We start from the raw sequence: 23,898 nt of genomic DNA, 5'->3' as shown, positions 1-23,898 counted from the left end.
ATGATGCCCTCGATCATGTCCGGATCGCTCATCCGCGATACGCCACCCTGGGCTCGAATATCGGCGGGCACGCGCTCGAGCGCCATGACGGCGACGGCGCCTGCGGCCTCTGCGATGCGAGCCTGCTCCGGGGTGACGACGTCCATGATGACGCCGCCCTTGAGCATTTCGGCCATACCGCGCTTCACGCGGGCGGTGCCGGTCTGGCCGGCATTGACCGACCCGTTGGTACCAGGTGCGGTATTCACTGCTATCTCCTCCAATTAAGTACTGATTCAGTCTAGTGGCCAGCACAAATCGAATCGATCCGCAGAGCATCACGGGCTCAGCGGATCGACTGAAGCTCACCCCCGCGGGCCGGTCGCGCCGCGCTCACCAACGCATTGGCCTCGGATAATCGGTCGCCGAGCTGCACCGGATAGACCATCTCTCCCCGGGCCACCAACTCGCGGATGTCAGCAGCGTCACACCACCGGTGCCCGTGGATGTACCGGCGCTCGAGCGCGGTGCGGCCGCCTGACGCCGGCTCGAAACGGGTCGTGCGGTGCAGGAAGAACATCTCCTCGCTGCGAATCACCGCGCCATTGAAGTCGATCACCGCATCGCGCCGCCACACCGGGCCGATCAGGTCCTCGGCAGCCACCACGAGCCCGGTCTCCTCGCGGAGTTCACGCGCCGCGGCGTCGGCGAGGTCCTCCCCGGGATCAACTTCGCCGCCGATGGTGAACCACCACCGCGGCGCGGGACTCGACTGCTTCGCCGGGTCGGATCCGCACAGCAACAACACGGCGCCGGTCTCGTCCAACAGAATCACTCGCGCCGACGTGCGACGGCCTGCCTGCCCGACGATGGTGCGCGTCCCACGTTCTGATATCTCGAAATAGCTTGGCATCGCGGCGGTTCCACCGAGGTGCAGCCAGCGCACCAGAGGTCGCTCACGCAGCGCGAGAGTGTCGCGAACCGCATCGTTGTGGAAGCGTCGTGCCAGCAGGACCCGGGCCTCCGCGTCGGCCAGTTCGGCCACCAGTGACACGGGCACCGATTCCGGATCGACAAGCGTCAGCTCGTCCGACAGCTCGTTCTCAGCGGCTTCGCGGGCGGACCGCGGTGCGCGTTCGGCGGCGTCGGCCAGCGCCGTCAGACGGTGCCCCGGCGCGGTGCGCCCGTACGCGTCGGTGGCGACCGCACGGGCCACCACGGCGCGCCGCGCCAATGCCCCGTCGAGCGCCTGCCAGGACAGGTCGTATCGGACGTGTAGTCGATCGAGGCGGTTGGCGGTCTGGAAGGCCCACACGCCGCCGAGCAGCAGGACTGCGGCGACGAGCGCGAGGACTATCACCACGAGCCAGGTGGTCACGACGCCACCTGCACCTTCGCGCCCGCACCGGCCACCGTCTCGTACACCTGCATGATCTGCCGCGCCACCACCGACCAGTCGTAGCGGTGCACCGCCTCGGCGGCCGCCGCCACGTAACGCGCCCGTGCCTCGTCATCGCTCAGCACCTCGATCAGCGCCGTGGACAGCGCCGCGGAGTCGTCGATTGGCACCAACCGGCCCGCCCTGCCGTCCTCGAGGACCCGCCGGAACGCGTCGAGGTCGCTGGCCACCACCGCGGTTCCCGCTGCCATCGCCTCGACCAGCACAATGCCGAAGCTCTCGCCGCCGGTGTTCGGCGCGCAGTACACGTCGGCACTGCGCATCGCCGCAGCCTTCTCGGCGTCGTCGACCAGCCCGAGGAAGCGCAGGTGACCCGCCAGGTCGCCAGCCTCCTCGGCGAGTTCCTCCTCGTCGCCGCGGCCAACGACCAGCACCTCGACATCCGGAAACGCCTCAACCAGGCCGGGCAACGCACCGATCAGGACTGCCATGCCCTTGCGGGGTTCGTCGAACCGGCCGAGGAACAGCACCGAGCGCCCCGGCCGGGGGTAACCGTCCAACTTGGGGCCCGAGGCGAAGGATGCGACGTCGACACCGTTGGGGATCTCGACGGCGTCGGACCCGAGCGCCTCCATCTGCCAGCGCCGGGCCAGGTCGGACACCGCGATACGGCCGACGATCTTCTCGTGCCACGGCCGTAGAAAACCCTGGAAGACCGAGAGCGTGAACGATCTGGTGGTCGAGGTGTGGAACGTGGCGACGATGGGACCCTCGGCGATCATCAACGCCAGCATCGACAGGCTCGGCGCATTCGGCTCGTGCAGGTGCAGGACATCGAAGTCACCCTCGATGAGCCACCGCTTGACCAAGCGGTGTGTCGCCGGCCCGAAGCGCAGGCGCGCCACCGATCCGTTGTAGGGAATGGGGACGGCCTTGCCACCCGAGACGACGTAGTCCGGCAGCGTCACGTGTTTCGATGACGGCGCGAGCACGCTGACGTCATGGCCGTAGCCGCGCATCACCTCGGCCAGTTGCAGTACATGCGCCTGAACTCCGCCCGGCACGTCGAACGAGTAGGGGCAAACCATCCCGATCCGCATCAGGGCCCGCCTTCAGTCCCCGGTTCTCCCCCACGCACGGGAGGAGTCTGCGGCTCGCCCATGAGCCGGGACCGGCGCTCCTCGGACAGATCGGCGATCCACTGGGGCTGCATCATGTGCCAGTCAGCGGGGTGCGCCGCGATATCCGCGGCGAACTGGTCGGCCAACGCCTGGGTGATCGCGCCGACGTCCCCCGACGCCGTGTCCAGTGGCGCGTGGAACCGTATCGCGGTCACGTCGGGTTCGTACCAGGTGTGCACCGGAATGAGCGCCGCACCGGTCTCCAGAGCCAGCCGGGCCGGCCCCGCAGGCAGGCGCGTGGGCTCGCCGAAGAAATCCACCGGCACGCCCGACCGGGTCAGATCACGGTCGGACATCAGGCAGACCAGACCATTCGCGTGCAGACGCTCGGTCAGGATCTCGAACGGTGGCCGTTCTCCGCCCGTCAACGGCAGCACCTCGAAGCCCAGGCTCTCCCGGTAGTCGACGAACCTGTTGTACAGCGATTCGGGCTTGAGCCGCTCGGCGACGGTGGCGAACGGGCCGTACGTGTTGACGAACCAGACCCCGGCCATATCCCAGTTGCCGCTGTGCGGAAGCGCCATGACGGCACCCTTGCCCGCCTTCAACGCGGCGGCGACGTGCTCATCGCCCTGGACGGCCTCGTTCAGCCGCTGAGCCAGCACCTGGTGATCCATCGAGGGCAACCGGAAGGCCTCCCGCCAGTATCGGGCGTAGGAGGCCAGCGAAGCACGGATCAGACCCTCCGGCACCTCGGCGGCGGGGACGCCGAGCACTCGGGCCAGGTTCTTGCGGAGCTGCGCGGGTCCGCCGCCACGTGATGCGTACCAGGCGCCGGCCTCAAACGCGTTGCGGGCCGCGAACTCCGGCATCGCGCGCACCATCCGCCACCCGGCGGCGTAGCCGAGGTCGCTGAGTTGGCCGCCCAGTGGCAGGCGGATGCCGCGCACACTCGGCAGTCCAGCGGAGGGCGTACTCATGACTCGCTCGCATCCTCGGCGTCGGCAGGCGGCGGGGCGCCGTCCCGCAGCGGTTCCATCGCGCCTGGGGAGGTCCGCACCGAGTGCAGTCGCTGACCGAGTGTGATGAGGCTTGCGGCGGCGAGCACCCACATGGCGACGTGGATCAGCCACGGCACGTGCAGGAACCACACGCCCGACAGACCGGCACCGATCAGCACGATGAGCAGTCGCTCGGGGCGTTCGATCATCCCGCCGTCACCGCGCAGCCCGTTGGCCTCGGCGCGGGCCTTGATGTAGGAGATGACCTGTGACGTGACGAGACAGATCATCGTCGCGACCACCAGCTCGGTGCTGTGCGCGCCGAACGCCGCCCACCAGAGCAGACCGCAGAACACCGCGCCGTCGGCGATCCGGTCGCACGTCGCGTCCAGAACCCCGCCGAACCGCGTGCTGTAGCCGCGCTCGCGCGCCATCGCGCCGTCGAGCATGTCGGCCAGGACGAAGAACGCGACCGCGAATGCGCCCCACCACAATTGGCCCATCGGGAACAACGTCAGCGCAGCGATCACGGTGCCCGCAGTGCCGATGATGGTGATGCTGTCCGGGGTCAGCCCCGTGCGCAGCGCGGCCCTGGCGACGGGGCGGCTCAACTTCGCGTAGGCCGCACGGGTCAGCAGGTAGAAGTCGCTCACGGGTGGTTGGCCCACTCGGTCGCGAGGAGTTCACGGGTGTCGCGGAGCAATTGCGGGATGACCTTGGCGCCGCCGATGACGGTGATGAAGTTGGCGTCACCGCCCCAGCGTGGCACCACGTGCATGTGCAGGTGCTCGGCCAGCGACCCGCCGGCCGAGGTGCCGAGGTTCAGTCCGACGTTGAAGCCGTGCGGCCGCGAGATGCTCTTCATAACGCGAATCGCCTTCTGCGTGAAGGCCATCAGTTCAGCGCTCTCGGGTTCGGTCAGGTCCTCGAGTTCGGCGACCCGGCGGTACGGCACCACCATCAGGTGGCCCGGGTTGTACGGATAGAGGTTCAGTACCGCGTACACCAGTTCACCGCGGGCGACCACCAGGCCGTCCTCGTCCGACATGGTGGGGATGTCGGAGAACGGTTCGGAGGACTTCGCCGAACCCGACTTGATCGCCCCGACGATGTAGGTCATCCGGTGTGGCGTCCAGAGCCGTTGCAGGTGGTCGACGTCGCCGACACCGCGATCGACCACCGTGGCCGCGTCGTCACCGGGTCTGTCGTCGCCTGGTCTGTCGTGCGCCGTCTGCTCTTCGCGCAAGCGCTCATCGCCACTCACGTCGGGGCGCCCACCTCGAGCAGTTCCGCAGTGGGAATAACGTTCTCGCGTGCCGCGATCCAGCCCGCGATGGCCTCGACGGCGGCGTCGCGCGGCACACCGTTGATCTGAGTGCGATCGGTGAACCGGAAGCTGACCGCTCCGGCCTCGACGTCACGATCCCCCGCCAGGAGCATGAACGGCACCCGCTGGTTGGTCTGGTTCACGATCTTCTTGGCCATCCGATCGTCGCTGGCGTCGACCTCCGCGCGAATGCCGCGCTTCCTCAGTTGCGCGACAACGTCATCGAGATACTCGACGTGGCCGTCGGCGACGGGGATCCCGACCACCTGCACCGGCGCCAGCCAGGCGGGGAACGCTCCCGCGTAGTGCTCGGTGAGCACTCCGAAGAAGCGCTCGATCGACCCGAACAGCGCGCGGTGGATGAGCACCGGGCGCTGGCGGGTGCCGTCGGCAGCGGTGTACTCGAGTTCGAACCGGTCCGGCATGTTGAAGTCGAGCTGGATCGTCGACATCTGCCAGCTGCGCCCGAGCGCGTCCTTGACCTGCACGGAGATCTTCGGTCCGTAGAACGCCGCGCCACCTGGATCGGGTACCAGGTCCAGGCCGGAGGCCTCGGCGACCTCACGCAGAGTCGCGGTCGCCTCCTCCCAGACGTCATCGTCGCCGACGTACTTCTCCGGGTCCTTGGTCGACAGCTCCAGGTAGTAGTCGTCGAGCCCGTAGTCGGACAGCAGGTCGAGCACGAACTGCAGCAGCGAGGTGAGCTCGTCACGCATGTGCTCGCGGGTGGTGTAGATGTGCGCGTCGTCCTGCGTCATCCCGCGCACTCGGGTCAGGCCGTGCACGACACCGGACTTCTCGTACCGGTACACCGAGCCGAATTCGAAGAGCCGCAAAGGAAGTTCCCGATACGACCGGCCCCGCGACCGGTAGATCAGATGGTGCATCGGGCAGTTCATCGGCTTGAGGTAGTAGTCCTGGCCCGGCTTGCGGACGGCGCCGGCCTCGTCGAACTCGGCGTCGATGTGCATCGGCGGGTACATGCCGTCGGCGTACCACTCCAGGTGACCTGAGGTGACGTACAGGTCCTTCTTGGTGATGTGCGGGGTGTTGACGAACTGGTAGCCGGCTTGCGAGTGCTTCTCCCGCGAGTAGTCCTCCAGCTCCTTGCGGATGATGCCGCCCTTGGGGTGGAAAACGGGCAGACCTGAGCCCAATTCGTCTGGGAAGCTGAACAGATCGAGTTCGACACCGAGCTTGCGGTGGTCGCGGCGCTGCGCCTCCTCGAGGAGTTCGAGGTGCGCCTCCATCGCCTCCTGCGACTCCCAAGCGGTGCCGTAGACCCGCTGCAGGCTGGCGTTGGCCTGGTCACCGCGCCAATACGCCGCCGAGCTGCGTGTCAGCTTGAACGCGGGAATGAACTTGGTGGTGGGGATGTGCGGGCCGCGGCACAGATCCCCCCAAACGCGTTCGCGCGTGCGGGGGTTGAGGTTGTCGTAGGCCGTGAGCTCGTCGCCGCCGACCTCCATCACATCGGGATCACCGGACTTGTCGTCGACGAGTTCGAGCTTGTAGGGCTCGTTGGCGAGCTCCTCGCGCGCGGCGTCCTTGGACTCATAGACCCGACGGTCGAACAGCTGGCCATCCTTGACGATCTTCTGCATGCGCTTCTCGAGCGCCGCGAGGTCCTCCGGGGTGAAGGCGCGGGGCACGTCGAAGTCGTAGTAGAAACCGTTGGCGATCGGCGGGCCGATGCCGAGCTTCGCCTCCGGGAACAGGTCCTGCACCGCCTGGGCCAGAACGTGTGCCGTTGAGTGCCGGATGACACTGCGACCGTCCTCGGTGTCGGCCGCGACGGGCGTCACCTCGACATCGGCGTCGGGAGTCCAGGACAGATCACGCAGCCGGCCCTCGGCGTCGCGCACGACGACGATCGCATTGGACGCGCCCCGGGTGGGCAAATCTGCCGCGCGGACGGCGGCCGCCGCGGTCGTCCCGGCAGCGACCCGGATCGGGGCTGCGGGGGCGGTGCTGGCGACGGCAGTCATCGGTCGACTCCTAATAGTGGATCCTGGGTGTTCACGGACGCGACCATGCTATCGGTGGGGGTGCTCACGACCCCAGGCCGATCGGACTCTTGAGCCAGGGCCACTCGATGCCGACCAGATTCGCCGACCAACTGAGCGCACCGAAAAGCCACAGCGTCGCGAGAACCACGGCACACGTGAACACCACGCCCAGCACCTGCACCCACATGCCCTGCGCCTTGAACCAGTCCATCACGCGGTCATAGCGTTCGCGGGTGAACCTCAGCGCGTGCCGGGCCCAGGCGAACTCGGAGGCCAGAATGGCCAGGCCGATGAAGACGATCGCCCAGCCCGGGCCGGGATACGGGATCGCGAGAATGCCGACGAAGAGCACGACCGCACCCACGACCCCGACGACTATGCGGTAGGTGAAGTTCGCCGCGGGGCGCTCGCGAAGCTTGTCGCGCCAGCGCGCCCAACTCCGGACCCGCTGCAGATCGCCTTCGGTGTCCCCTGTCACGGCTGTCCCGGGTTGAGCTTCACGAACAGTGCCTCGGCCTCGCACAGCACGTCATCGCCGTCGAGTAGTCGGCCTACGACGAAGATCTTTCGACCCTCGATCCGGTCGATCCCAGCGTCCACCTGCAACTCCTTGTCGATGGGTGCGATCCTGCGGTAGTTGACGTGCAGAAACGCCGTGCGGTTCTTCGGGCTCCCGCTGAGTGTGAAGGCGGTGAAGCCCAACAGCGAGTCGAACAGGTGCGAAAGGACGCCGCCGTGCACGGCTCCGTTGCGGCCGAGGTGGTAGCGGCGGAACGAGGTGGTGCCGCGGAGGCGTCCATCCTCGCCCGTGTGCAGGTCGGTCGGTATCGACAGCACGCTGCCGCGGCCCGGCAGATCCATCCGCCGGCCCGATGGTGAGTGCCACTCGTCGGCGTCGAACGGCGCCAGCAGGCGGTTGACGTCGTCGAGGAGGTCGGCGGCCTTGGTGATCACGTCGTCCGGCGCGTCGGCGGCCCTGGCGTGGTCCTGCAGTTCGCGAACGGCCTCGACGAACCGGCCGTAGTCGGGGCCGCCCTGGTTGGTCGGCACCGGCGGGTTGAACCCACCTCCGGCGTGTGCGTTGTCGAGTGTCACGAGTCCCACCGTATGGGCTGGTTCATCGCACCTGGTGGCAAGGTGGGCCGGGTGATGCGCCGGCGAGCACTGAGCGACCTGTCCGACCTGCCCCTGACCTACGCCGAGGTGGGCGCGACGGCGGGGCCGCTGCCTGCCGGATATCACCACGTGCACGAGTCGGCGGCGATCGGGCACGGCAGGACCCGCTTCGAGGAGGCGGCGGCCGCGGTGATGCGGTGGGGCATGCTGCGCGGTGCCGGCGCACGGGTCGAGGCGACGTCGGAAGTGGCCGCCGTGGGATCGGAGGTCATCGTCACCCTCGGGCCGGTGAGCGTGCCGTGCCGGGTCGTCTACGTACTCGATGACCCGGACCACCGCGGGTTCGCCTACGGCACGCTGCCCGGTCACGCCGAGACCGGGGAGGAACTGTTCGCCGTCCGCTACGACGCCGCCGATGACACGGTGTACGCCGAGGTGACGGCTTTCTCCCGGCACGGCGCCTGGTGGAGCAGGTTGGCGGGTCCGCTGACCTCGCTGGTCCAGCACGTGATCAGCAAGCGCTACGTGCGGGCTGTGTAGCGGGGTCAGGGCTGTCTGCGGTCGACCGCGCGGCGACCTCGACCTGATAGGACAGCACCGCCATCGCGAACAGTCCGATCGACAGGTTGATCAACGCACCGAACCCCTCCGTGGCGAAGTCGACGAGCGCGTTGAGGAGAGTGAAGATCAGCGCCGCGTTACGCAGCCAGCGCAGCGGCCACACCTCGCGGGTGCGGCGTCGCGCGATCATGGCCGGCAGGGCGATGCCGAGAGTGAGCACCGCGGTGACGAGCAGGATCACTGACGGCACACTGAGGCCGTCGAGTCTCACGGTGAGGTCGTCGTCCTGGTAGAAGTAGCCGCCCAGCGCGACGCCAAGGGCGCCCAGCGACACACCAAGGAATGATCCGAGCACCAGCAGCCAGCCGACGACGGGTACCCACCGGGGGCTGCGGAAGAAGTCGGGGATCAGCCCGAGCGCCCACTGCCTGGCGGCGTGCACCCGATCGGACGCGGGGTCAGCCGCGACGAGCAGTCCCCCGACGAGGCGAGCCTCGTCGGCATCGGCGCCGAGTTCGCGGGCGCGGTCGACGAGGGTGAGTCCGATCTCGCGGCGACGGGTGGCCAGGCCTCTGGCGACACCGTCGGCCGCGATGCTCGCTGCCGATGCCAGGCACTCGCCGGCATTCAGCGGCCGAATGTCGCGGACCATCCGGGCTCCGACCAGGATGACGACCACCAGGATGTACATGATCTCGGCGGCGGGTCCGTAGAAGTAGTCGTTGTCCTTGGTGACGAACTTCCCGATCTCGTCGAGGAAGAGCCCGAATCCGATGCCGCCCAACACCACGCACAGCATGCGGGTGCCGAAACCCAGTGCCATCCACCCGATGACGAGCGCCAGCATCATCAGCGCGCCGCCCCACAGCGCGTGCGCGATGTGCAGGTTGCCACCGCCGATCTGGGGGTAGCCGGTCAGCTCCAGATAGCCCCTGGTGATCAGGATCGTCAGGATGGCGATGATGATGAACGCCTCGGCGGCGCTCGAGCCGATTGCGCTGCGCGTGATCGCGCCGTGGCGCCTACGACGTGTCGCTGCCACGTAACCTCCGGTCGATGAGACTGATTCACCGCATGGTATCGCGCAGCACCTAGACGGGAAGCGTTGTGCCGGTTTCGTTCTCGGCGAACTCGACAACCCGCGCACCCAACTCGTAGTCGCACGCGACGGTGGATCGCCCGATCAGCACCGGACCCCCGCGTAGACCCATCCGGCCCTCAACCCCGACGTAGCTGCCGGGCGGGATCGGCTCGCTGATGCAGTACAGAGTGGGCGCCGCTCCCTGCTCGATATCGTTGGCGAGGTACTTGCCGACCGCCTGCACCCCGCGATGCGCCAGCGCCATCAGCGGCTTGTCCGAGACATGAGACAGGTTGGAGGCCACCCATCCCGGGTGGGTGAGCTGGGCGACGACCGGCGAATGTGCCACGCGCAGCCTGCGATCCAGCTCAAGTCCCCACAGCATGACGGCGAGCTTGGAGCGCTGATAGGCACCCATGGCGGTCCACTTGTTGGTGCGCAGGTGCATATCGTCAAGGCGCAGCGTGGCGGACTTGTGCGCCTCGGAGCCGACGTTGATGATCTGGGACCGCACCCTGGGAAGCATCAGGTTGGTCAGGGCGAAAGGCCCCAACAGGTTGGTTCCGAGCGTCATCTCGAAGCCGTTGACGGTCTCGGCGCGATGCTGGGTGACCACGCCCGCATTGTTGATGAGGATGTCCACGTCGCCATCGAGTCGATCGCCGAACGAGCGCACCGAGGCCATGTCGGCCAGGTCGAGTGCGACCACCGAGGTGGATCCGCCGATCTCGGCGGCGCGTTGCGCCCCCAGGGTGGTGTTACGGACGGCGAGCACGACGTGTGCGCCGGCGCGCACCAGCGCTCGGGCCGTGCCGAGGCCAACGCCGTTGCTGGCTCCGGTCACGACGATCCGCTGTCCACTCAAGTTGCCGAGCCGCGCCGGCGACCACTGTGACGTCATCGTGCCGACCCTACAGAGACGTGGGCAGATGTCAGGCGATCGCGCCGGAGTCCTTGAGGGCTGCGATCCGATCCCAGTCCAGGCCGATCTCCATCAGCACCAACTCAGTGTGCTCGGACGCCTGTGGCGCACGCGTGGTCTCGAGCGGCTCGTGGTTGAACTGAACCGGGCCGCGCACCACCTTGAACGGGGCGCCACCGTCCGCCGACTCGACCTCGACGATCATGTCGTTGGCGATGGCCTGTTCGTCGGTGGCGAGATCGGTCAGGCTCTGGAACGGCGCCCACTGGCCCCGCATCGTCTTGAGGTGCTCGCGCCAGTAGTCGAAGGGCTTGCTGCGGAACGCATCCGCAATCAACTCAACGGCGGCCGAGGCGTTCTCGATCAGAGGCATCACATCGCAGAATCGCGGGTCGTCGGCGAGCTGCGGCAGGCCCAGGTGCTCGAAGGCGTCGCGGATGTAGCCAGTCGGGCTGACGATGCACAGGTTGATGGTGCCACCGTCGGAGGTGAGGTAGTTGCCTAGGAACGGATTCACCGACGGGGCAACGGAATCCGGCATCAGCGAACGCATCGTCTCCCCGGTCTCCATGCCCTGGGTCACGCTCGCACCCGCGGCCCACCACGCCGTGCTCAGCAGCGAGACGTCGATCTCGGCGGTCTCCCCCGTGCGCTCCCGATGGAACAGCGCGGCCGAGATCCCGCCCGCGATGTTCATCCCGCCAATCGAGTCGCCGAACGCGGGGATGCCCTGGGACAGTGCGCCACCGATCTCCTCCGGCGTGAGCGCGTGTCCGACGCCGCTGCGCGTCCAGAACGCCGTGCCGTCGAATCCGCCGACCAGTCGTTCCGGCCCCTTGTCGCCGTAGGCGCTGCCGCGGGCGTAGATGATGTTCGGGTTGACCGCGCGGATGTGCTCGACGTCGAACTTGTTCTTTTGACGCTGCGCCGGCATGTAATTGGTGAGGAACACGTCCGCGGTCTTGGCGAGCTCGTAGAGGACTTCCTGCCCGTCGGCGGTCGACACGTCGATGCCGACGCTTCGCTTGCCGCGGTTGGGGTGCTCGATCAGCGGGTGACGGTTGGGGTCGAGTTGAAAGCCGCCCATGTTGATGAAGCCGCGCTGGGTGTCGCCGCGCACGGGGTGCTCGACCTTGATGACGTCGGCTCCCCAGTCGGCCAGAATCGCGCCCGCGGCGGGCACGAAGGTGAACTGTGCAACCTCGAGAACGCGTACGCCCTCCATCACCTTGATCACGTCAGGACTCCCAACATCGTCGTCAGCCGGCCTTACACCTGAAGCTCTTACTGTAAACGATGCGGCATCGTGCTCGGGGTCACCGTGTCGCGGCGAGCAATGACCGCGCGCTTGCCACTATGTGCTCGTCGAGCGCGGCCTTCCGTCCCTCCGGCCCACCGTGAACCATCGCGTGTATCAGCGCCCGGTGCTCCTCGGGGATCGCGAGTGGGCTGACATGGCTTTTGGCCAGCCGATGAATCTGCATCCGGATCCGCGGCTGCACACTGGCCCACAGCTGAAGCGCGTGCTCGGAATGGGCACTCTTGACAATCGTTTCGTGGAATAGCACGTCCAACTCATTGAGAAGGTCGAGGTCGCCATGCCTGGCCGCCTCGTCCATACGCTCCACTAACTGCCCCAACTCCGACATGGTCCCGGGGTCGGAGCTGGCGTTCTCGATCGCGAAGGTCTCGATCGCCAGACGGACAGGCAGCAGTACGCCGAGTAGCTCGTCGGCACTCACCGCCGTGACAAAGGCGCCCCGGTTGGGGATGTGATGGACGAGTCCCTCGCTTTCCAGTTGGCGTAGCGCTTCCCTGACCGGTCCCGGACTGGCCTGCAGGTGTACGGCGAGAACGTCCTGTTTGAGCTGCGCGCCAGGGGCCAGATGCCCTTTCACGATCTGTTCACGCAGCCAGTCAGCGATCTGGTGACGCCTGGAGGACGGGACCGGGCTGGGCGCCGGGACGGCCAGCGGTTCCATGGCACCGGTCAATCGCCCATCTCCCTTCGCGCGGTCACCCGCGAGTACTCGTCGAAATCCTATGCAGCACCACCCGCCCAGGCGATGCACCTCGACGACTTGCGAAGAAGTCTTGCACAGATTACAGATTATAGATAATCTCTGATCTGCTTCAGGGGCCAGTTCAGGTCCGGCCTGTGGCCTCCTCCGCTGCCAAACCCCCACCGATTAAAGGAAACTCATGCGAAAAGGCATTTGCACCGCCCTTGCGGCGCTCGCCGCGACCGCTGTGGTGCTCACGTCCGGCTGCACGTCCTCGGATCAGGCCGGACCGGTGTCCGCTCAAGTAAGCACGCTCTCGAAGGTCCTCAGCTCGAAGAAGATCTCTGTCGGAGTCTTCGCCGACGCACCCCCGTATGCCGTGATGAACAGCTCGGGTGAGTACGAGGGATTTGACATCGACAAGGCACGAGCGCTTGCCGAGTCACTGGGTGCCGAGGTCGAGTTCGTCAGCGCGACCAACGCCAGCCGGATACCCATGCTCGAAACCGGCAAGGTCGATGTGGTCATCGCGGCTCTAACGAACTTGGACGAGCGCGCCCAGGTGGTCGCTATGAGCCGGCCATACGCCTCGGAAGGGCAACTTGTTGTGGTGCCCGTCGACAGCCCGATCCGCAGTTACGACGATCTGTCCGGCCGCGCGGTAGCCGCCACCCGTGGCAGTGTTCCAGCGACCATTCTGGAATCGCAGTTCCCTGAGGCTAATCCGAGCCTGTTCGAGGCGGTGGCCGACTCCATCCAGGCGCTGCGAAGCAGCAAGGTGGACGCACTCATGGAGAGCACCGCCGTCGTTGCAGAGATACGCAAGAGCGAGGGTGCTGCCATTCGGGTTCTCGACGTTCCCGCTCTCGCACCGTCACTCGTCTCATTCGGCGTCAAGATGGGTGACCAAATCTGGCTGAACTACGTGAACAACTTCATCATGAATTACAACATCAGCCAGGCCGGGAACGACTCCTACAACCGATGGCTCGGCATTGACGTCCCCGAACTCATCAAGTAGCCGGCACGCAACGCAGCCAACGTCCAGGAACAGATGATGCAGCTCTACTACGGAGATATGATCCCCTTTCTCGGCGTGCTCATGAAGGGACTGGGCGTCAGCGTTGGGGTGAGCCTGGCCGCGGCAGTGGCAGGCGGCGCGTTCGGAATCCTGCTCTATGCAGGGCGCACGTCCGGGTTGCGGGCACTCCGCGTCGCCGCCTCGGTGTATATCGAGGTCATTCGGAACACTCCCCTGCTTCTGCAGCTCTACCTCATCTATTTCGCACTCCCCGATGCCGGAGTCAATCTGGATCCGGTCGCGGCGGGCATCTTGGCGCTGAGCGTCAACAACGCCGCGTACATGGCCGAGATATACCGTGCCGGTTTGCAATCCGTGCCCGACGGGCTGCGGGAGGCCGGAGCGGCATTGGGGTTGAGTTCGAGTGACACGTTCTGGCGGGTGCTGTTCCCACCGGCGATGCGAAATGTGTTGCCGGCGATCACCAACCAGACGATCCTGCTCTTCCTGGCCTCGTCGATCACCTCAGTGATCGCGCTGCCGGACCTGATGCACGTGATGATGGGGATCACCTCGACGACCTTCCGCACCATCGAAGCGTTCACGGTGGGCGGACTCCTCTACTTCGCCGTCGCATTCTTCATCGCGAGCTCGTCACGGCTCGTCGAAACCCGGTTCATCAAGTGGAAGGTGGCGTGATGTTCGAGGAGTTCGGCGCCCAACACCTGTGGCTCATCTGGCAGGGTGCGGTCATCACAGTTCAGATCTGTGTCTTATCAGTGCTTTTCGGCGGACTTCTCGGGGTTCTCATCGGTCTGATGTCGACGGGAACCATACGACCGCTGCGCTGGTTCAGCACCATCTACGTGGCCTTGATCCGCGGCATCCCCGTCCTGCTGATCATCTTCTTCGTCTACTTCGGCCTACCGTTGCTGAACCCCGGCAGCAGCCTTCCCGAGTACTGGGCAGCTGTCATCGCATTGTCCATCTTCGCCTCGGCGTACATCGGTGAGCTGGTCCGCGGAAGTATCCAAGCGGTGCCGCGGGGACAGTTCGAAGCCGCAGAGGCACTCGGGATGTCGTACGTTCAGCGCATGCGGTGGGTCATCCTGCCGCAGGCCGCGCGCATGATCGTCCCGCCCGGCGTCGGGTTCCTGGTGGTCCTCGTCAAAGACAGTTCTCTTGTCGCTGTCATCGGTCTAGTCGAACTCACGCGAGCCGGCAATGTCGTGAGCTCGCTCACGGCGGACCCGATCACCACTTACCTCGTCGTCGGCGCCTGCTATTTCGTCGTCTGCTACGCGCTGTCCGCCCTCGGGCACCGCTGGGAGCGCTCGCTCGGAGTTCGAGTTCCCGCACCCGAAGTCGGCGACGCACTCACCCTCAACCCCGGAGCATCAAGATGATCGAAGTCCACGAGCTGCGCCTGAGCTACGGCAGTAATGAAGTTCTACACGGCGTCTCATGCCAGGTGGCTGAGCGCGAGGTGGTCTGCATCATCGGCGCGTCGGGCTCCGGTAAGAGCACTCTGCTGCGGTGTATGAACGGATTGGAACGTCCCTCCCATGGGTCCATCGTGATCAACGGTCACACACTCGGACCACAGGAGAAGCCCGCGAACCTGGCTGTCGTGCGCCGCGATGCCGGCATGGTGTTCCAGCACTTCAACCTCTTCCCGCATATGACGGTCATCGAGAACATCGCTCTCGCTCCGCGGAGGGTGCTGGGGCGCAGCAAGGCTGAAGCCCACGACCGTGCCCGCGAGCTGCTGGGACGTGTCGGTCTCGCAGACAAGGCGGAGGTCTATCCGGATTCGCTATCGGGGGGACAGACTCAGCGGGTCGCGATCGCCCGGGCTCTTGCCATGGACCCCAAGGTCATGTTGTTCGACGAACCCACCTCCGCCCTGGACCCTGAGATCGTCGGTGAGGTGCTCGCCGTCATGAAAGCACTTGCTGCCGAGGGAATGACCATGGTGGTGGTCACTCACGAGATGGGCTTCGCGCGTGAGGTCGCCGACCGGGTGATCTACATCGACAAGGGCAACATCATCGAGACCAATGACCCCACCACACTGTTCACCTCCCCACAGGAGTCCAGAACTCGCGAGTTCCTGAGCAAGGTGCTCTGAAATGCCCGAACTCGACACCCTGCTGGTCGGCGCCGAGATCATCGACGGCACCGGCAGTGGCCGCCAGCGCTGTCACATCGGGATTCGCGGCGAGCGTATCGAGTACGTCGGGCAATCCCCGGACGTGCAGGCGGTGAACACCGTGGATTGCCGTGGCATGCTGATCACTCCGGGCTTGATCGATCCGCACAGCCACAGTGACTGGTCGGTGCTCGGCAACCGCGACGCCTTCAGCACAATCCATCAAGGGGTGACCACAGAGGTCGTCGGCAACTGTGGCGTGACGTACGCGCCTCTTGGTGAGCAGGACGCCGCGAGTACGCAGAGCGCCCTTAGGTCGCTGGGCTTCGAAGGACCGGTTGACTGGCGCAGCTTCGGGGAGTTCCTCCAGCGGGTGCACTCTGATGCCACGGCACAGAACCTGATGTGGTTCGTCGGGCACACCGCCATAAGTTCGACTGCCCGGTGGCGCGCCGAGCGGGAGGGTGGTGACGAACGGAACGAGCGCGTCCGACTCCTCGAGGAGGCGATGGAGGCTGGAGCGATCGGATTCTCCAGCGGCCTGGAGTACGGAGCCGGGAGGTTTGCGCGCACCGAGGAGCTGGCCGAGCTGGCCCGCGTCGCCGGACGCCGGAACGGCATGTACGCCAGTCACATCCGGAATCGCGATCAAGGACTCGGTGAGGCGGTGGACGAATTCTTCGACATCGTCGACGCAGGGCAACTGAGGGCCCAGCTGTCGCATCTGAACGTGCGTCACGGCACGGGCGCCGAACCCGGTGCCTGGGAACGGGCCGCCGAGCGGGTGGTGGGCGAGCGACAACGCGGCACAGACGTCCTGGCCGATATGACGCCGTACCCACACGGGATCGGCATGGCGGCCGGCCTCCTGCCCGGGTGGCTCATCGATCGGCCTGCCGCCGAGGCCGCCGAGCTGCTGAAGGACCGCGAGATCCGGGATCGGGTGCGCAACGACAGCGACCGCTACTGGAGATTCGTGCACCGGGGTCAATGGGAGAGGGTTCGGCTGGGCGTGAGCCCAACTCACCCTGAGTGGGAGGGGCTGTCCTTTCCTGAGATCGCCGAGTTGCACGGCCTCGACGAATGGGACTGCCTGTTTGACGTGCTCGCTGCGGCCGGACCTGACCTGGGCGGTGTCCAATTACTCGGTCAGTTGTTCACTGATGATCATCTCGCCGAAGCGATCGCCCACGATCACTTCCTGTTGGGTGTCGACGCGTACACCACCCGGCGGGACGGGCCGCTGCACGCACGGACCCTTCATCCGCTCTTCTACTACGGACACACTCACTACCTCGCTCAACATGTCCCGGCCGGAACGCTGTCCCTGGAAGAGGCCGTACGGAAGATGACCGGCATGGTCGCCGACCACTTCGGCATCCGGGACCGCGGTTACCTACGCGAAGGCGCCTTCGCCGACGTCGTTGTGTTCGATCCGGCGATTCTCCAGCGCACCGACACCTGGACTCTGCCAACGCAGTACGCCGAGGCCGCACGTCATGTCTGGGTCAACGGGGTTCCCGTCATCAGCTATGCCACGCACACAGGTCAGCGACCGGGACGCTTTCTTCCCCATCAATCGTGAACACGAAACAACAGCAGCAAAGGAACATCCTATGAAGATCACCCACATCGACACCTGCGGACTACGCGGGGCCACGCCCGAAGGCGGCTGGTCCAACGAACTTCGGCCCGACGACGTGGTGCACACGCTTGTCGCGGTACACACCGACACCGGCCTGGTCGGTATCGGCAGTGCGTTCACCTCCGAGGGGTTGGTACGCGCGGCCATCGACCTGCTTCGGCCACAGCTGTTGGGACAGAGCGCACTTGAGGTGGAGCGGCTCACAGAGACCTTGCACCAGAGCGCGTTCTGGATGGGCCGTGGCGGTTCACTCACTCATGCCACAAGCGCCATCGACATCGCCCTGTGGGATGTCGCCGGTCAGGCACTCGGGCAGCCTGTTGGCCGTCTACTGGGTGGCCGCTACCGCGACCGGGTCCGTCCCTACGCCTCGGTGTTGATGGACGAAGCACCCATCATGGCCGAAGACCTCTCTGCACTCGTTGATTACGGCTTCACGGCATTCAAGATCGGCTGGTGGAAGTTCGGCCGCGTAGACGCCGCAACTGACGAACGCACCGTCGCCGCGGCTAGGGAGGCAGTCGGAGATCGGTTGCTGGCTGTGGACGCAGGCGGTTCGGAGGCCTTCTTCCCGGGCGGTCTGTCGTGGGCGAGACGTACTGCCGACATGCTCGCCGCGTACGACGTGGCGTGGTTCGAGGAGGCGTTGTCGCCCGACGACGTTGACGGATTCGTCGCGCTGCGTTCCTATTCGAAGGTGGCGATCAGTGGGGGTGAGGTTCTCACCCGACGCCAGACGTTCGCCCCGTTCCTCGACGCGGGCGCGTTCGACATCATCCAACCGGACTGCACCAAAGGCGGTGGCCTCAGTGAGTCTCGTCGGATCGGTTGGAGTGCGCAGGATCGCGGTGTCCGACTAATACCGCACGGCTGGAACACCGCGATCGGGCTGGCCGCCGATCTGCAGCTCGCCTCAGCCCTGGCGGCCACCGACTTGGTCGAGTACAAGACCGGCTCGGCCTACATCGACGATCTCGTCCGCGACAGTTGGACGCTGAATACCGACGGCATGCTCAGAATCCCCGATGCTGCCGGATTGGGCGTGACACTCGACCCCGAAGGTCTCGGTCGCTATGGAACCAATCCGACGTTCGCCGAGGCGCGATGACCATTTCCGACCCTTTTCACGCCCTGTTCACCCACCCCGTCATCCCCCTGGCCTCGGTTCGCGCCGAGGGGCATATCGAGGCCATCGGTGACGGCCTTGTCGACGGCGGCCTGCCGGTCGTCGAGGTGGCGTTACGAGGGGAATTGGCGGTGCAGTCGATCAGGCAGTTGGCTGCGCGCGGGGACCTCCTGGTCGGCGCAGGTACGGTGCGCTCGACAGCGCAGTTGAGTCAGATCATCGACGCCGGCGCGCAATTCATCGTCACCCCGGGTCTCGATGTGGACGTGGTGAACTACGCGGCGCGCGCGGGTCTGCCGATCATTCCCGGGATTCTCACCCCGACCGAGATCGGTCTGGCGGCCCGGCTGGGTCTGACCCGAGTCAAACTGTTTCCCGCCGCGGCTGTCGACGTTATCGCCATGCTGAATGCCTATGCCGACGTCTTCCCCGATATGCGGTTCATGCCATCAGCCGGTCTTAATGCCGCAAACGCTGCCGAATTCCTGGCTCACCAATCTGTTTTCGCGATCAGCGGCAGCTGGATCGCCGCGGCGGCTCACGACGGTGCAGCAGCGGTTGCGGCGGCCGCACGCGAAGCCTTGGAAGTCGCACATTCGGCGGCGCTGCCGCAATGAGCAGCGATACACCACTCGACGTCGTCACCGTCGGGGAGAGCCTCGGACTACTCACCGCTGAGCGGCCCGGGCGCCTACACAACTCCCCGGCTATGCGGCTCGGTTTCGGTGGCGCCGAGAGCAATGTGGCCATCGGTGTCGCAAGGCTCGGCGGTACGGCTGCCTGGATCGGCCGCGTCGGCGCCGATGCACTCGGCGAGCTGATCGCACGTGAGCTGCGGGCCGAGGGGGTGCAGCCCTATGTCGTCGTCGACGAGACAACGGCCACCGCACTCATGCTCAAGGAACGCCCTCAACCAGGTAACAGCCGCATCACTTACTACCGGCGCGGGCAGGCCGGCAGCCGGCTGCAGGCATCCGACATCCCACCCTCGTTGATCGCCCGCACCAAGATCCTCCATGTCACCGGCATTCCCGCCGGTCTGGGCGAGACCTCGTTAGCGGCTGTGCACACGGCCATCGACTACGCCACCGCGGCCGGCGCGCTCATCTCTTTCGATGTCAACCACCGTCAGGCGCTGTGGACTGACGTCGCTGCGGCCGCAGCCGCTTACCGCGGTCTCGCCCAACGCGCGCAGATCGTGTTCGCCGGAGACGACGAGGCGCATCTCCTGACAGGTGTTTCCGGTACGGACCGACAACTCGAGGTCATGATCGCGCTCGGAACCGACTGCGCCGTTCTGAAACGAGGCAGCAGAGGTGCGGTCGCCGCGACAACGGACGGCACTGTCGAGTCAGGAAAGGCGGTCGAGGTCCCCGTGGTCGACACCGTTGGCGCGGGTGACGCGTTCGTGGCGGGCTGGCTGGCCGAGGTCGCCCGCGGCTCGGACCTGCGTCTGAGGCTCGACACTGCGCTGGCGTGCGGCGCTATGGCGTGTACCAGCACGGGTGATTGGGAGGGGAACCCCACTCGCCTGGACCTAGCCTGGTTACGGCAGGGCGCCCATGAACCTGTGAGCCGATGACGGACCGCTAACTCCGCGGTCACCGCACCGGGGTCAGTGCGACGACCGGGATCTTCCTCGTCGTCTTCTTCTCGTAGCCGGCGAAGCCCGGATATCGACGAGCCTGCTCGGCGTACTTCGCGTCACGCTCGTCGCCGTCGAGTTCGGTGGCGACGACATCGAACTCCTCATCGCCGACCTCGATGCGGATCTGCGGATGGGCACGCAGGTTGAAGTACCAGGCCGGGCTGGTGTCGGCACCCGCCTTGGAGGCGAACACCAGGTAGCGATCGCCGTCGGCCAGATACATCATGATGTTTGTTCGGGGCTCGCCGGTCTTGGCGCCCAACGTGTGCAGGATCAGCAGCGGCGCACCCTCGAACTGACCACCGACCCTGCCGTGATTGGCGCGGAACTCCGCGATGTTCTTCGCGTTGAAATCGTTCAACTCGTTCTCGGCCATTGGGCCCTCCTTGTTCATTCGACAGATCCAGGTTGCCCTCAGCGGGTGAGAACCATGCATCCGGCGATGGGACCGCCGCCCGCGGCAACCAGCGCCGTCTCCGGCTGTCGGCGAACCTGCCGCTGCCCGGCCTGACCCCGCAGCTGCAGGCACGCCTCGTGCAGAACCCAGTAGCCGTGCATCCGGCCAGCGGAGAGCTGACCGCCATAGGTGTTGAGCGGAAGCACCCCGTTCAGGGCGATCCGGGATGCCCCCTCCACGAAGGGTCCACCCTCACCGTCCGCACACACACCGAGCGCTTCCAGCCAGGCGATCGTCAGGAACGTGAAACCGTCGTACAGCTCGGCGATGTCCATGTCGCCGGGCGTGAGGTCGGTCCGCGACCACATCTGCGCTGCGGCGTCGACGGAGGCCATCTTCGGGAAGTCGTCGCGGTGGAACCAGCCACCGGACCCGTACGTCCCACCGATCGCCTCGACGCCCACCGCCGGATTCGGGCAGTCCGGTGCGTAGTCGCGATGCGACACCACCACGGCGATCGACCCATCGACGGGAACGTCGCAGTCGTAGAGACCCAGCGGCGTCGATATGGGACGGGACGCGAGATAGTCGTCCATGGTCATCGGATCCTGATAGGCCGCAAGCGGATTGAGCGCCGCATTGCGTCTGCTGTTGATGGCCAGCCAACCCAGCTGTTCCCTCGTCGTGCCATAGAGGTCCATATGACGACGACAGTGCATCGCCACCCAGTTCGACGCCGAGTATGCGTGGGCGGCGAGCAGCTCGCCGACGTCGTCGTTGGCTCCGATCCGCCGTCGCTGCCCGGGCTCCCGCGGCTCGACCGGCGGGGACGTCAGCGCGTTCGGCTCGGGCGGGGGTCCCGACGAGTCGATCATCGACCCGCCCAGCATGCCGACGGTGCGGTAGACCAGGACGTGCCGCGAACGGCCCTGCGCCACCGCGAGGAACGCCGACATCAGGGGGCTCAACAGGCCAGCGGTGTCGAAGCCCGAACTTCGGTTCTGCGCATCGAGGCCGAGCGCCTCCACCACGTGCTGGCGTGGTGTGTCGCCGAGCGTGGCAACACCATCGATGTCCGCCGGACTCAGGCCCGCATCGGCGATGGCGGCAGATGCCGCCTCGGTGGTCAGCTCAAGATCGGGGATGCCGGTGCGGCGGCCGATGCGGGAGATGCCGACCCCACTGATGATCGCGTCCTTCTCGAAATGCGACGACACGAGGCTCCATTCCCGTCCGGCATCCGGGCCACCTAGAGGGACGTGACCGGTAGGTTCACCATCATGGCAGGTCAGCTCGTCGTCCCGTACTGCGAGACGTGTGCGCTGTGGAGTCTTCCGCCCTCCTCGGACTGTCCCGACTGCGGAGCCACGCTCACAGGGCGGGCGGTGTCCGGCCACGGCACGGTGTTGACCTGGACCGTCAACCACCATCCCTTCAATCCCGCGGTGCCGCTGCCGTATGTCATCGCCATCGTCGAACTCGTCGAACAGCCGGGTTTGCGTCTCGCCGCCAATATCGTTGACTGCCAGCCTGACTCGGTGTGTGCCGGCATGCCGGTGCAGGCGCGTTTCGCGCGTCACGTGCTCGACACCGAGCCGGTCTCCGCGCCCGTGTTCGGCCCGCCGCTCAGCTAGTACGTCAGGTGCTGCTGACGACGGCGGGTGCCGCGCGGCGCCGCGAGTCCAGGATCATCACCGCCACGTGCAACGACGCCATCGACTCGGCGTCGTCGAGGTCGACGCCGAGGATCCCCGCGATCGCGGCCAACCGCTTGTAGAGCGCGGGACGGCTGATGTGCAACCGCTGGGCCAGTTCGGCCTTGTTACCGCCCAGCTGCAGGTACTGGCGGAGCACCGACAGGTTCGACAGCTCACCGACGATATCGCTGGCCAACAGCGCGTTGAGTTCGGTCTCGGCGAAGTTCTGCACCCGCGGGTCGTCGCGCAACAGCGCGATCAGCCCGCGCAGCCGCACGTCTGATGCCCGGAAATAGCTCCGCGATCCCGCACCCATCGCCATGGCGACCTCCGCCACGTGCGCGGCGTCGGCCAGGCCGTGGATGGTGTCGATGACGCTCTCCCCGGCGGGCCCGATCGCCAGCACGGTGTCCGAGGCGCCGCTGACACGCCGGATCTCTCCGCGCAGTTGATCGCCAAGTGCATTGAGCGCCTTGTCGTTCGCTCCCCCACGCACCGTCCCCAGAGACAGCACCGCGCCGATCTCGCCGTCCCGTCGAATGGTGAACAGTCCGGTGTGCCGCGCGGCGTTCACGGTGTGCGCGACGACGTCGAGCAGCGCGACGTTGCGGCGTTGCGCGGCCACTGGATCCGCACTGTCCTCGGCCCGCTCGACCCTGACCACCGCGGGCAGATAGCTTGCCGCCCTGCGTAACCCGAGCGCGTGCGCCCGGGCAGCGGCCTCGCGCTCGTCGGTGATGCGGCTGCGCAGGACATTGTCGATGAGGCCACTCTGGGCCTGTTGGTGCAGTCCCGAACGGTCCCGTTCGATCATCCGGTGCATCGCCAGAGCCGCCGCCGCGCGTTCGAGGACCCGCTTCGCCCGCGCCGGATCTGCCGCCTGGCGCGGCACGATGAGCCGGCCCCACTCCTCAGAGCGCGGGCCGACCGACGTCACCTCCCAGGATTCGGCACCGCCCCCCGCAGCGGGCACGAGCCGCGAACGGCGTTCCCAGTCGTGCAGCAGCGCTGCCGCGGCGGGTCCGCTGGCCGATGCGGCAAGCGCCTGGTGCGCTAGGTCCTCGAGCACCACCGGTTCGTCGAGGATCCGTGCCGCGGCCTCCACGATTCCGGCGGCGGACGCCCGCTTCATGCTCAGCTCCGTGAAGGCCTCGTGCACGCGACGGTCGAACGCCACCTCCTCGTACTGTTCGGCGACGATTCGGCGGTGCACCGCCTCGGTGACCTCCACGAACTTGATCTCGCGGTGCAGCGCGACCAGCGCCAGGTTCAGCCGCCGGGCGGCGTCGACGACGGTGGCAGGCACTTTTGCCAACACCCTGCCCAGTTCCACGACCACGCCCAACGCGCCCGCTTCAGCGAGACCCTCGAGATAGGTGCGCGCGTTGCGGTGCAGCGGCGCCCCGGTGGTCAGCACCAACTCGCCACCCTGCAGCAGCGTGGAGAGGTCGGCGACGTCGCTGACGTGAATCCAGCGGATCTCGTCGTTCCAGCGACGGTCGCTGAGGATCTCGGGCTCACCGCGCTGCAGCACCGGCAGTCCGACGACGTCTGAGATGGTCAGAGGCATTTACACACTGTAATGGCTGGGCTCCAATCGGTGACGGTGTGTTCGGTGCGAAGCCCGGCCGTCCACTGCAATGATCGACGGTGTCACCAGCAGCGCGGCTGGTTCCTGCCCCATTATCACCAG

25 protein-coding genes and 1 pseudogene are annotated in these 23,898 nt (G+C 66.5%); 10 read left to right on the top strand and 16 right to left on the bottom strand.

Annotated features, from left to right (window positions below; genetic code table 11):
• The 9 genes and pseudogenes from ABIA65_RS24830 to ABIA65_RS24790 form a co-directional block, all read right to left on the bottom strand.
• Positions 1–248: pseudogene (locus tag ABIA65_RS24830) on the bottom strand (pyridoxal 5'-phosphate synthase lyase subunit PdxS); the annotation flags it as partial.
• A gap of 77 nt (positions 249–325) precedes the next feature.
• Positions 326–1,357, bottom strand: a complete 1,032-nt coding sequence (locus ABIA65_RS24825; RefSeq protein WP_354525199.1) for an NUDIX hydrolase — start codon at positions 1,355–1,357, stop codon at positions 326–328.
• Positions 1,354–2,478 carry a glycosyltransferase family 4 protein gene (locus ABIA65_RS24820; protein WP_241399366.1) on the bottom strand — a complete coding sequence of 375 codons (1,125 nt, stop codon included), beginning with the start codon at positions 2,476–2,478 and terminating at the stop codon, positions 1,354–1,356. Before ABIA65_RS24820 ends, ABIA65_RS24825 begins: the two co-directional genes overlap by 4 nt.
• Positions 2,478–3,479 (bottom strand): phosphatidylinositol mannoside acyltransferase, encoded by a 1,002-nt coding sequence (locus ABIA65_RS24815; protein ID WP_354525198.1) that lies wholly within the window; start codon positions 3,477–3,479, stop codon positions 2,478–2,480. Before ABIA65_RS24815 ends, ABIA65_RS24820 begins: the two co-directional genes overlap by 1 nt.
• Positions 3,476–4,153: a phosphatidylinositol phosphate synthase gene (pgsA, locus tag ABIA65_RS24810; RefSeq protein ID WP_241399368.1), complete on the bottom strand. Its 678-nt coding sequence runs from the start codon at positions 4,151–4,153 to the stop codon at positions 3,476–3,478. The genes ABIA65_RS24815 and pgsA overlap by 4 nt, the downstream gene beginning before the upstream one ends.
• Positions 4,150–4,746, bottom strand: a complete 597-nt coding sequence (locus ABIA65_RS24805) for an ATP adenylyltransferase (RefSeq protein WP_241405702.1) — start codon at positions 4,744–4,746, stop codon at positions 4,150–4,152. Before ABIA65_RS24805 ends, pgsA begins: the two co-directional genes overlap by 4 nt.
• A 14-nt stretch (positions 4,747–4,760) precedes the next feature.
• Positions 4,761–6,815, bottom strand: coding sequence for a threonine--tRNA ligase (gene thrS / locus ABIA65_RS24800; RefSeq protein ID WP_354525197.1), 2,055 nt, complete (start codon positions 6,813–6,815; stop codon positions 4,761–4,763).
• Between the two features lie 64 nt (positions 6,816–6,879).
• A complete protein-coding gene (locus tag ABIA65_RS24795; protein ID WP_354525196.1) occupies positions 6,880–7,314 on the bottom strand; it encodes a TIGR02611 family protein in 435 nt (144 codons plus the stop codon).
• On the bottom strand, positions 7,311–7,931 hold the full coding sequence (locus ABIA65_RS24790) for a PaaI family thioesterase (RefSeq protein ID WP_241399371.1): 621 nt from the start codon (positions 7,929–7,931) through the stop codon (positions 7,311–7,313). The genes ABIA65_RS24795 and ABIA65_RS24790 overlap by 4 nt, the downstream gene beginning before the upstream one ends.
• 54 nt (positions 7,932–7,985) lie before the next feature.
• On the opposite strand from ABIA65_RS24790, the gene ABIA65_RS24785 reads away from it, so the two are divergent.
• Positions 7,986–8,492: a DUF1990 domain-containing protein gene (locus ABIA65_RS24785; RefSeq protein WP_354525195.1), complete on the top strand. Its 507-nt coding sequence runs from the start codon at positions 7,986–7,988 to the stop codon at positions 8,490–8,492.
• Here the strand turns inward: ABIA65_RS24785 and ABIA65_RS24780 are convergent.
• The 4 genes from ABIA65_RS24780 to ABIA65_RS24765 all read right to left on the bottom strand — a co-directional run bounded on the left by ABIA65_RS24780 (position 8,464) and on the right by ABIA65_RS24765 (position 12,510).
• Positions 8,464–9,555: a hypothetical protein gene (locus ABIA65_RS24780; RefSeq protein WP_354525194.1), complete on the bottom strand. Its 1,092-nt coding sequence runs from the start codon at positions 9,553–9,555 to the stop codon at positions 8,464–8,466. The two genes, ABIA65_RS24785 and ABIA65_RS24780, sit on opposite strands and share 29 nt — an antisense overlap.
• Positions 9,556–9,604: 49 nt before the next feature.
• Entirely contained in the window at positions 9,605–10,495 is an 891-nt protein-coding gene (locus ABIA65_RS24775; RefSeq protein ID WP_354525193.1) for an SDR family NAD(P)-dependent oxidoreductase, read from the bottom strand.
• A gap of 31 nt (positions 10,496–10,526) precedes the next feature.
• Positions 10,527–11,741, bottom strand: coding sequence for a CaiB/BaiF CoA transferase family protein (locus tag ABIA65_RS24770; protein WP_354525220.1), 1,215 nt, complete (start codon positions 11,739–11,741; stop codon positions 10,527–10,529).
• 91 nt (positions 11,742–11,832) lie between these two features.
• Positions 11,833–12,510, bottom strand: a complete 678-nt coding sequence (locus ABIA65_RS24765; protein ID WP_354525192.1) for a GntR family transcriptional regulator — start codon at positions 12,508–12,510, stop codon at positions 11,833–11,835.
• 208 nt (positions 12,511–12,718) lie between these two features.
• On the opposite strand from ABIA65_RS24765, the gene ABIA65_RS24760 reads away from it, so the two are divergent.
• Genes ABIA65_RS24760 through ABIA65_RS24725 form a run of 8 tightly spaced genes read left to right on the top strand, consistent with a single transcriptional unit; the run spans position 12,719 to position 20,045 of the window.
• A complete protein-coding gene (locus tag ABIA65_RS24760; protein ID WP_354525191.1) occupies positions 12,719–13,540 on the top strand; it encodes a transporter substrate-binding domain-containing protein in 822 nt (273 codons plus the stop codon).
• 57 nt (positions 13,541–13,597) lie between these two features.
• On the top strand, positions 13,598–14,239 hold the full coding sequence (locus tag ABIA65_RS24755; RefSeq protein WP_354525190.1) for an amino acid ABC transporter permease: 642 nt from the start codon (positions 13,598–13,600) through the stop codon (positions 14,237–14,239).
• The gene (locus ABIA65_RS24750; RefSeq protein WP_241399378.1) at positions 14,239–14,946 is read left to right on the top strand and encodes an amino acid ABC transporter permease; all 708 of its coding nucleotides are present in this window, start codon (positions 14,239–14,241) and stop codon (positions 14,944–14,946) included. The genes ABIA65_RS24755 and ABIA65_RS24750 overlap by 1 nt, the downstream gene beginning before the upstream one ends.
• Positions 14,943–15,671, top strand: a complete 729-nt coding sequence (locus ABIA65_RS24745) for an amino acid ABC transporter ATP-binding protein (protein WP_241399379.1) — start codon at positions 14,943–14,945, stop codon at positions 15,669–15,671. Before ABIA65_RS24750 ends, ABIA65_RS24745 begins: the two co-directional genes overlap by 4 nt.
• Before the next feature lies 1 nt (position 15,672).
• Positions 15,673–17,277 (top strand): N-acyl-D-amino-acid deacylase family protein, encoded by a 1,605-nt coding sequence (locus ABIA65_RS24740; RefSeq protein ID WP_354525189.1) that lies wholly within the window; start codon positions 15,673–15,675, stop codon positions 17,275–17,277.
• A 31-nt stretch (positions 17,278–17,308) separates the two neighbouring features.
• Positions 17,309–18,445, top strand: coding sequence for a mandelate racemase/muconate lactonizing enzyme family protein (locus ABIA65_RS24735; RefSeq protein WP_241399381.1), 1,137 nt, complete (start codon positions 17,309–17,311; stop codon positions 18,443–18,445).
• The gene (eda, locus tag ABIA65_RS24730; RefSeq protein ID WP_354525188.1) at positions 18,442–19,080 is read left to right on the top strand and encodes a bifunctional 4-hydroxy-2-oxoglutarate aldolase/2-dehydro-3-deoxy-phosphogluconate aldolase; all 639 of its coding nucleotides are present in this window, start codon (positions 18,442–18,444) and stop codon (positions 19,078–19,080) included. Before ABIA65_RS24735 ends, eda begins: the two co-directional genes overlap by 4 nt.
• On the top strand, positions 19,077–20,045 hold the full coding sequence (locus ABIA65_RS24725) for a sugar kinase (RefSeq protein ID WP_354525187.1): 969 nt from the start codon (positions 19,077–19,079) through the stop codon (positions 20,043–20,045). The genes eda and ABIA65_RS24725 overlap by 4 nt, the downstream gene beginning before the upstream one ends.
• 19 nt (positions 20,046–20,064) lie before the next feature.
• On the opposite strand, the gene ABIA65_RS24720 is transcribed toward ABIA65_RS24725, so the two are convergent.
• Together ABIA65_RS24720 and ABIA65_RS24715 are read right to left on the bottom strand one after the other, a co-directional pair.
• On the bottom strand, positions 20,065–20,487 hold the full coding sequence (locus tag ABIA65_RS24720) for a nitroreductase family deazaflavin-dependent oxidoreductase (RefSeq protein WP_241399384.1): 423 nt from the start codon (positions 20,485–20,487) through the stop codon (positions 20,065–20,067).
• A 38-nt stretch (positions 20,488–20,525) separates the two neighbouring features.
• Positions 20,526–21,725 carry a thiolase family protein gene (locus tag ABIA65_RS24715; protein WP_354525186.1) on the bottom strand — a complete coding sequence of 400 codons (1,200 nt, stop codon included), beginning with the start codon at positions 21,723–21,725 and terminating at the stop codon, positions 20,526–20,528.
• 60 nt (positions 21,726–21,785) lie between these two features.
• Here ABIA65_RS24715 and ABIA65_RS24710 point away from each other — a divergent pair, with 60 nt between their 5' ends.
• Entirely contained in the window at positions 21,786–22,142 is a 357-nt protein-coding gene (locus tag ABIA65_RS24710; RefSeq protein ID WP_354525219.1) for a Zn-ribbon domain-containing OB-fold protein, read from the top strand.
• A gap of 4 nt (positions 22,143–22,146) precedes the next feature.
• On the opposite strand, the gene ABIA65_RS24705 is transcribed toward ABIA65_RS24710, so the two are convergent.
• Entirely contained in the window at positions 22,147–23,775 is a 1,629-nt protein-coding gene (locus ABIA65_RS24705) for a PucR family transcriptional regulator (RefSeq protein ID WP_241399386.1), read from the bottom strand.
• Positions 23,776–23,898: the final 123 nt, after the last annotated feature.

This window comes from Mycolicibacterium sp. 624 (assembly GCF_040548615.1).
GTDB lineage: Bacteria > Actinomycetota > Actinomycetes > Mycobacteriales > Mycobacteriaceae > Mycobacterium.
The sequence above is the reverse complement of the archived record's forward strand: the minus strand, read 5'-3'. Positions and strand labels throughout refer to the sequence as shown.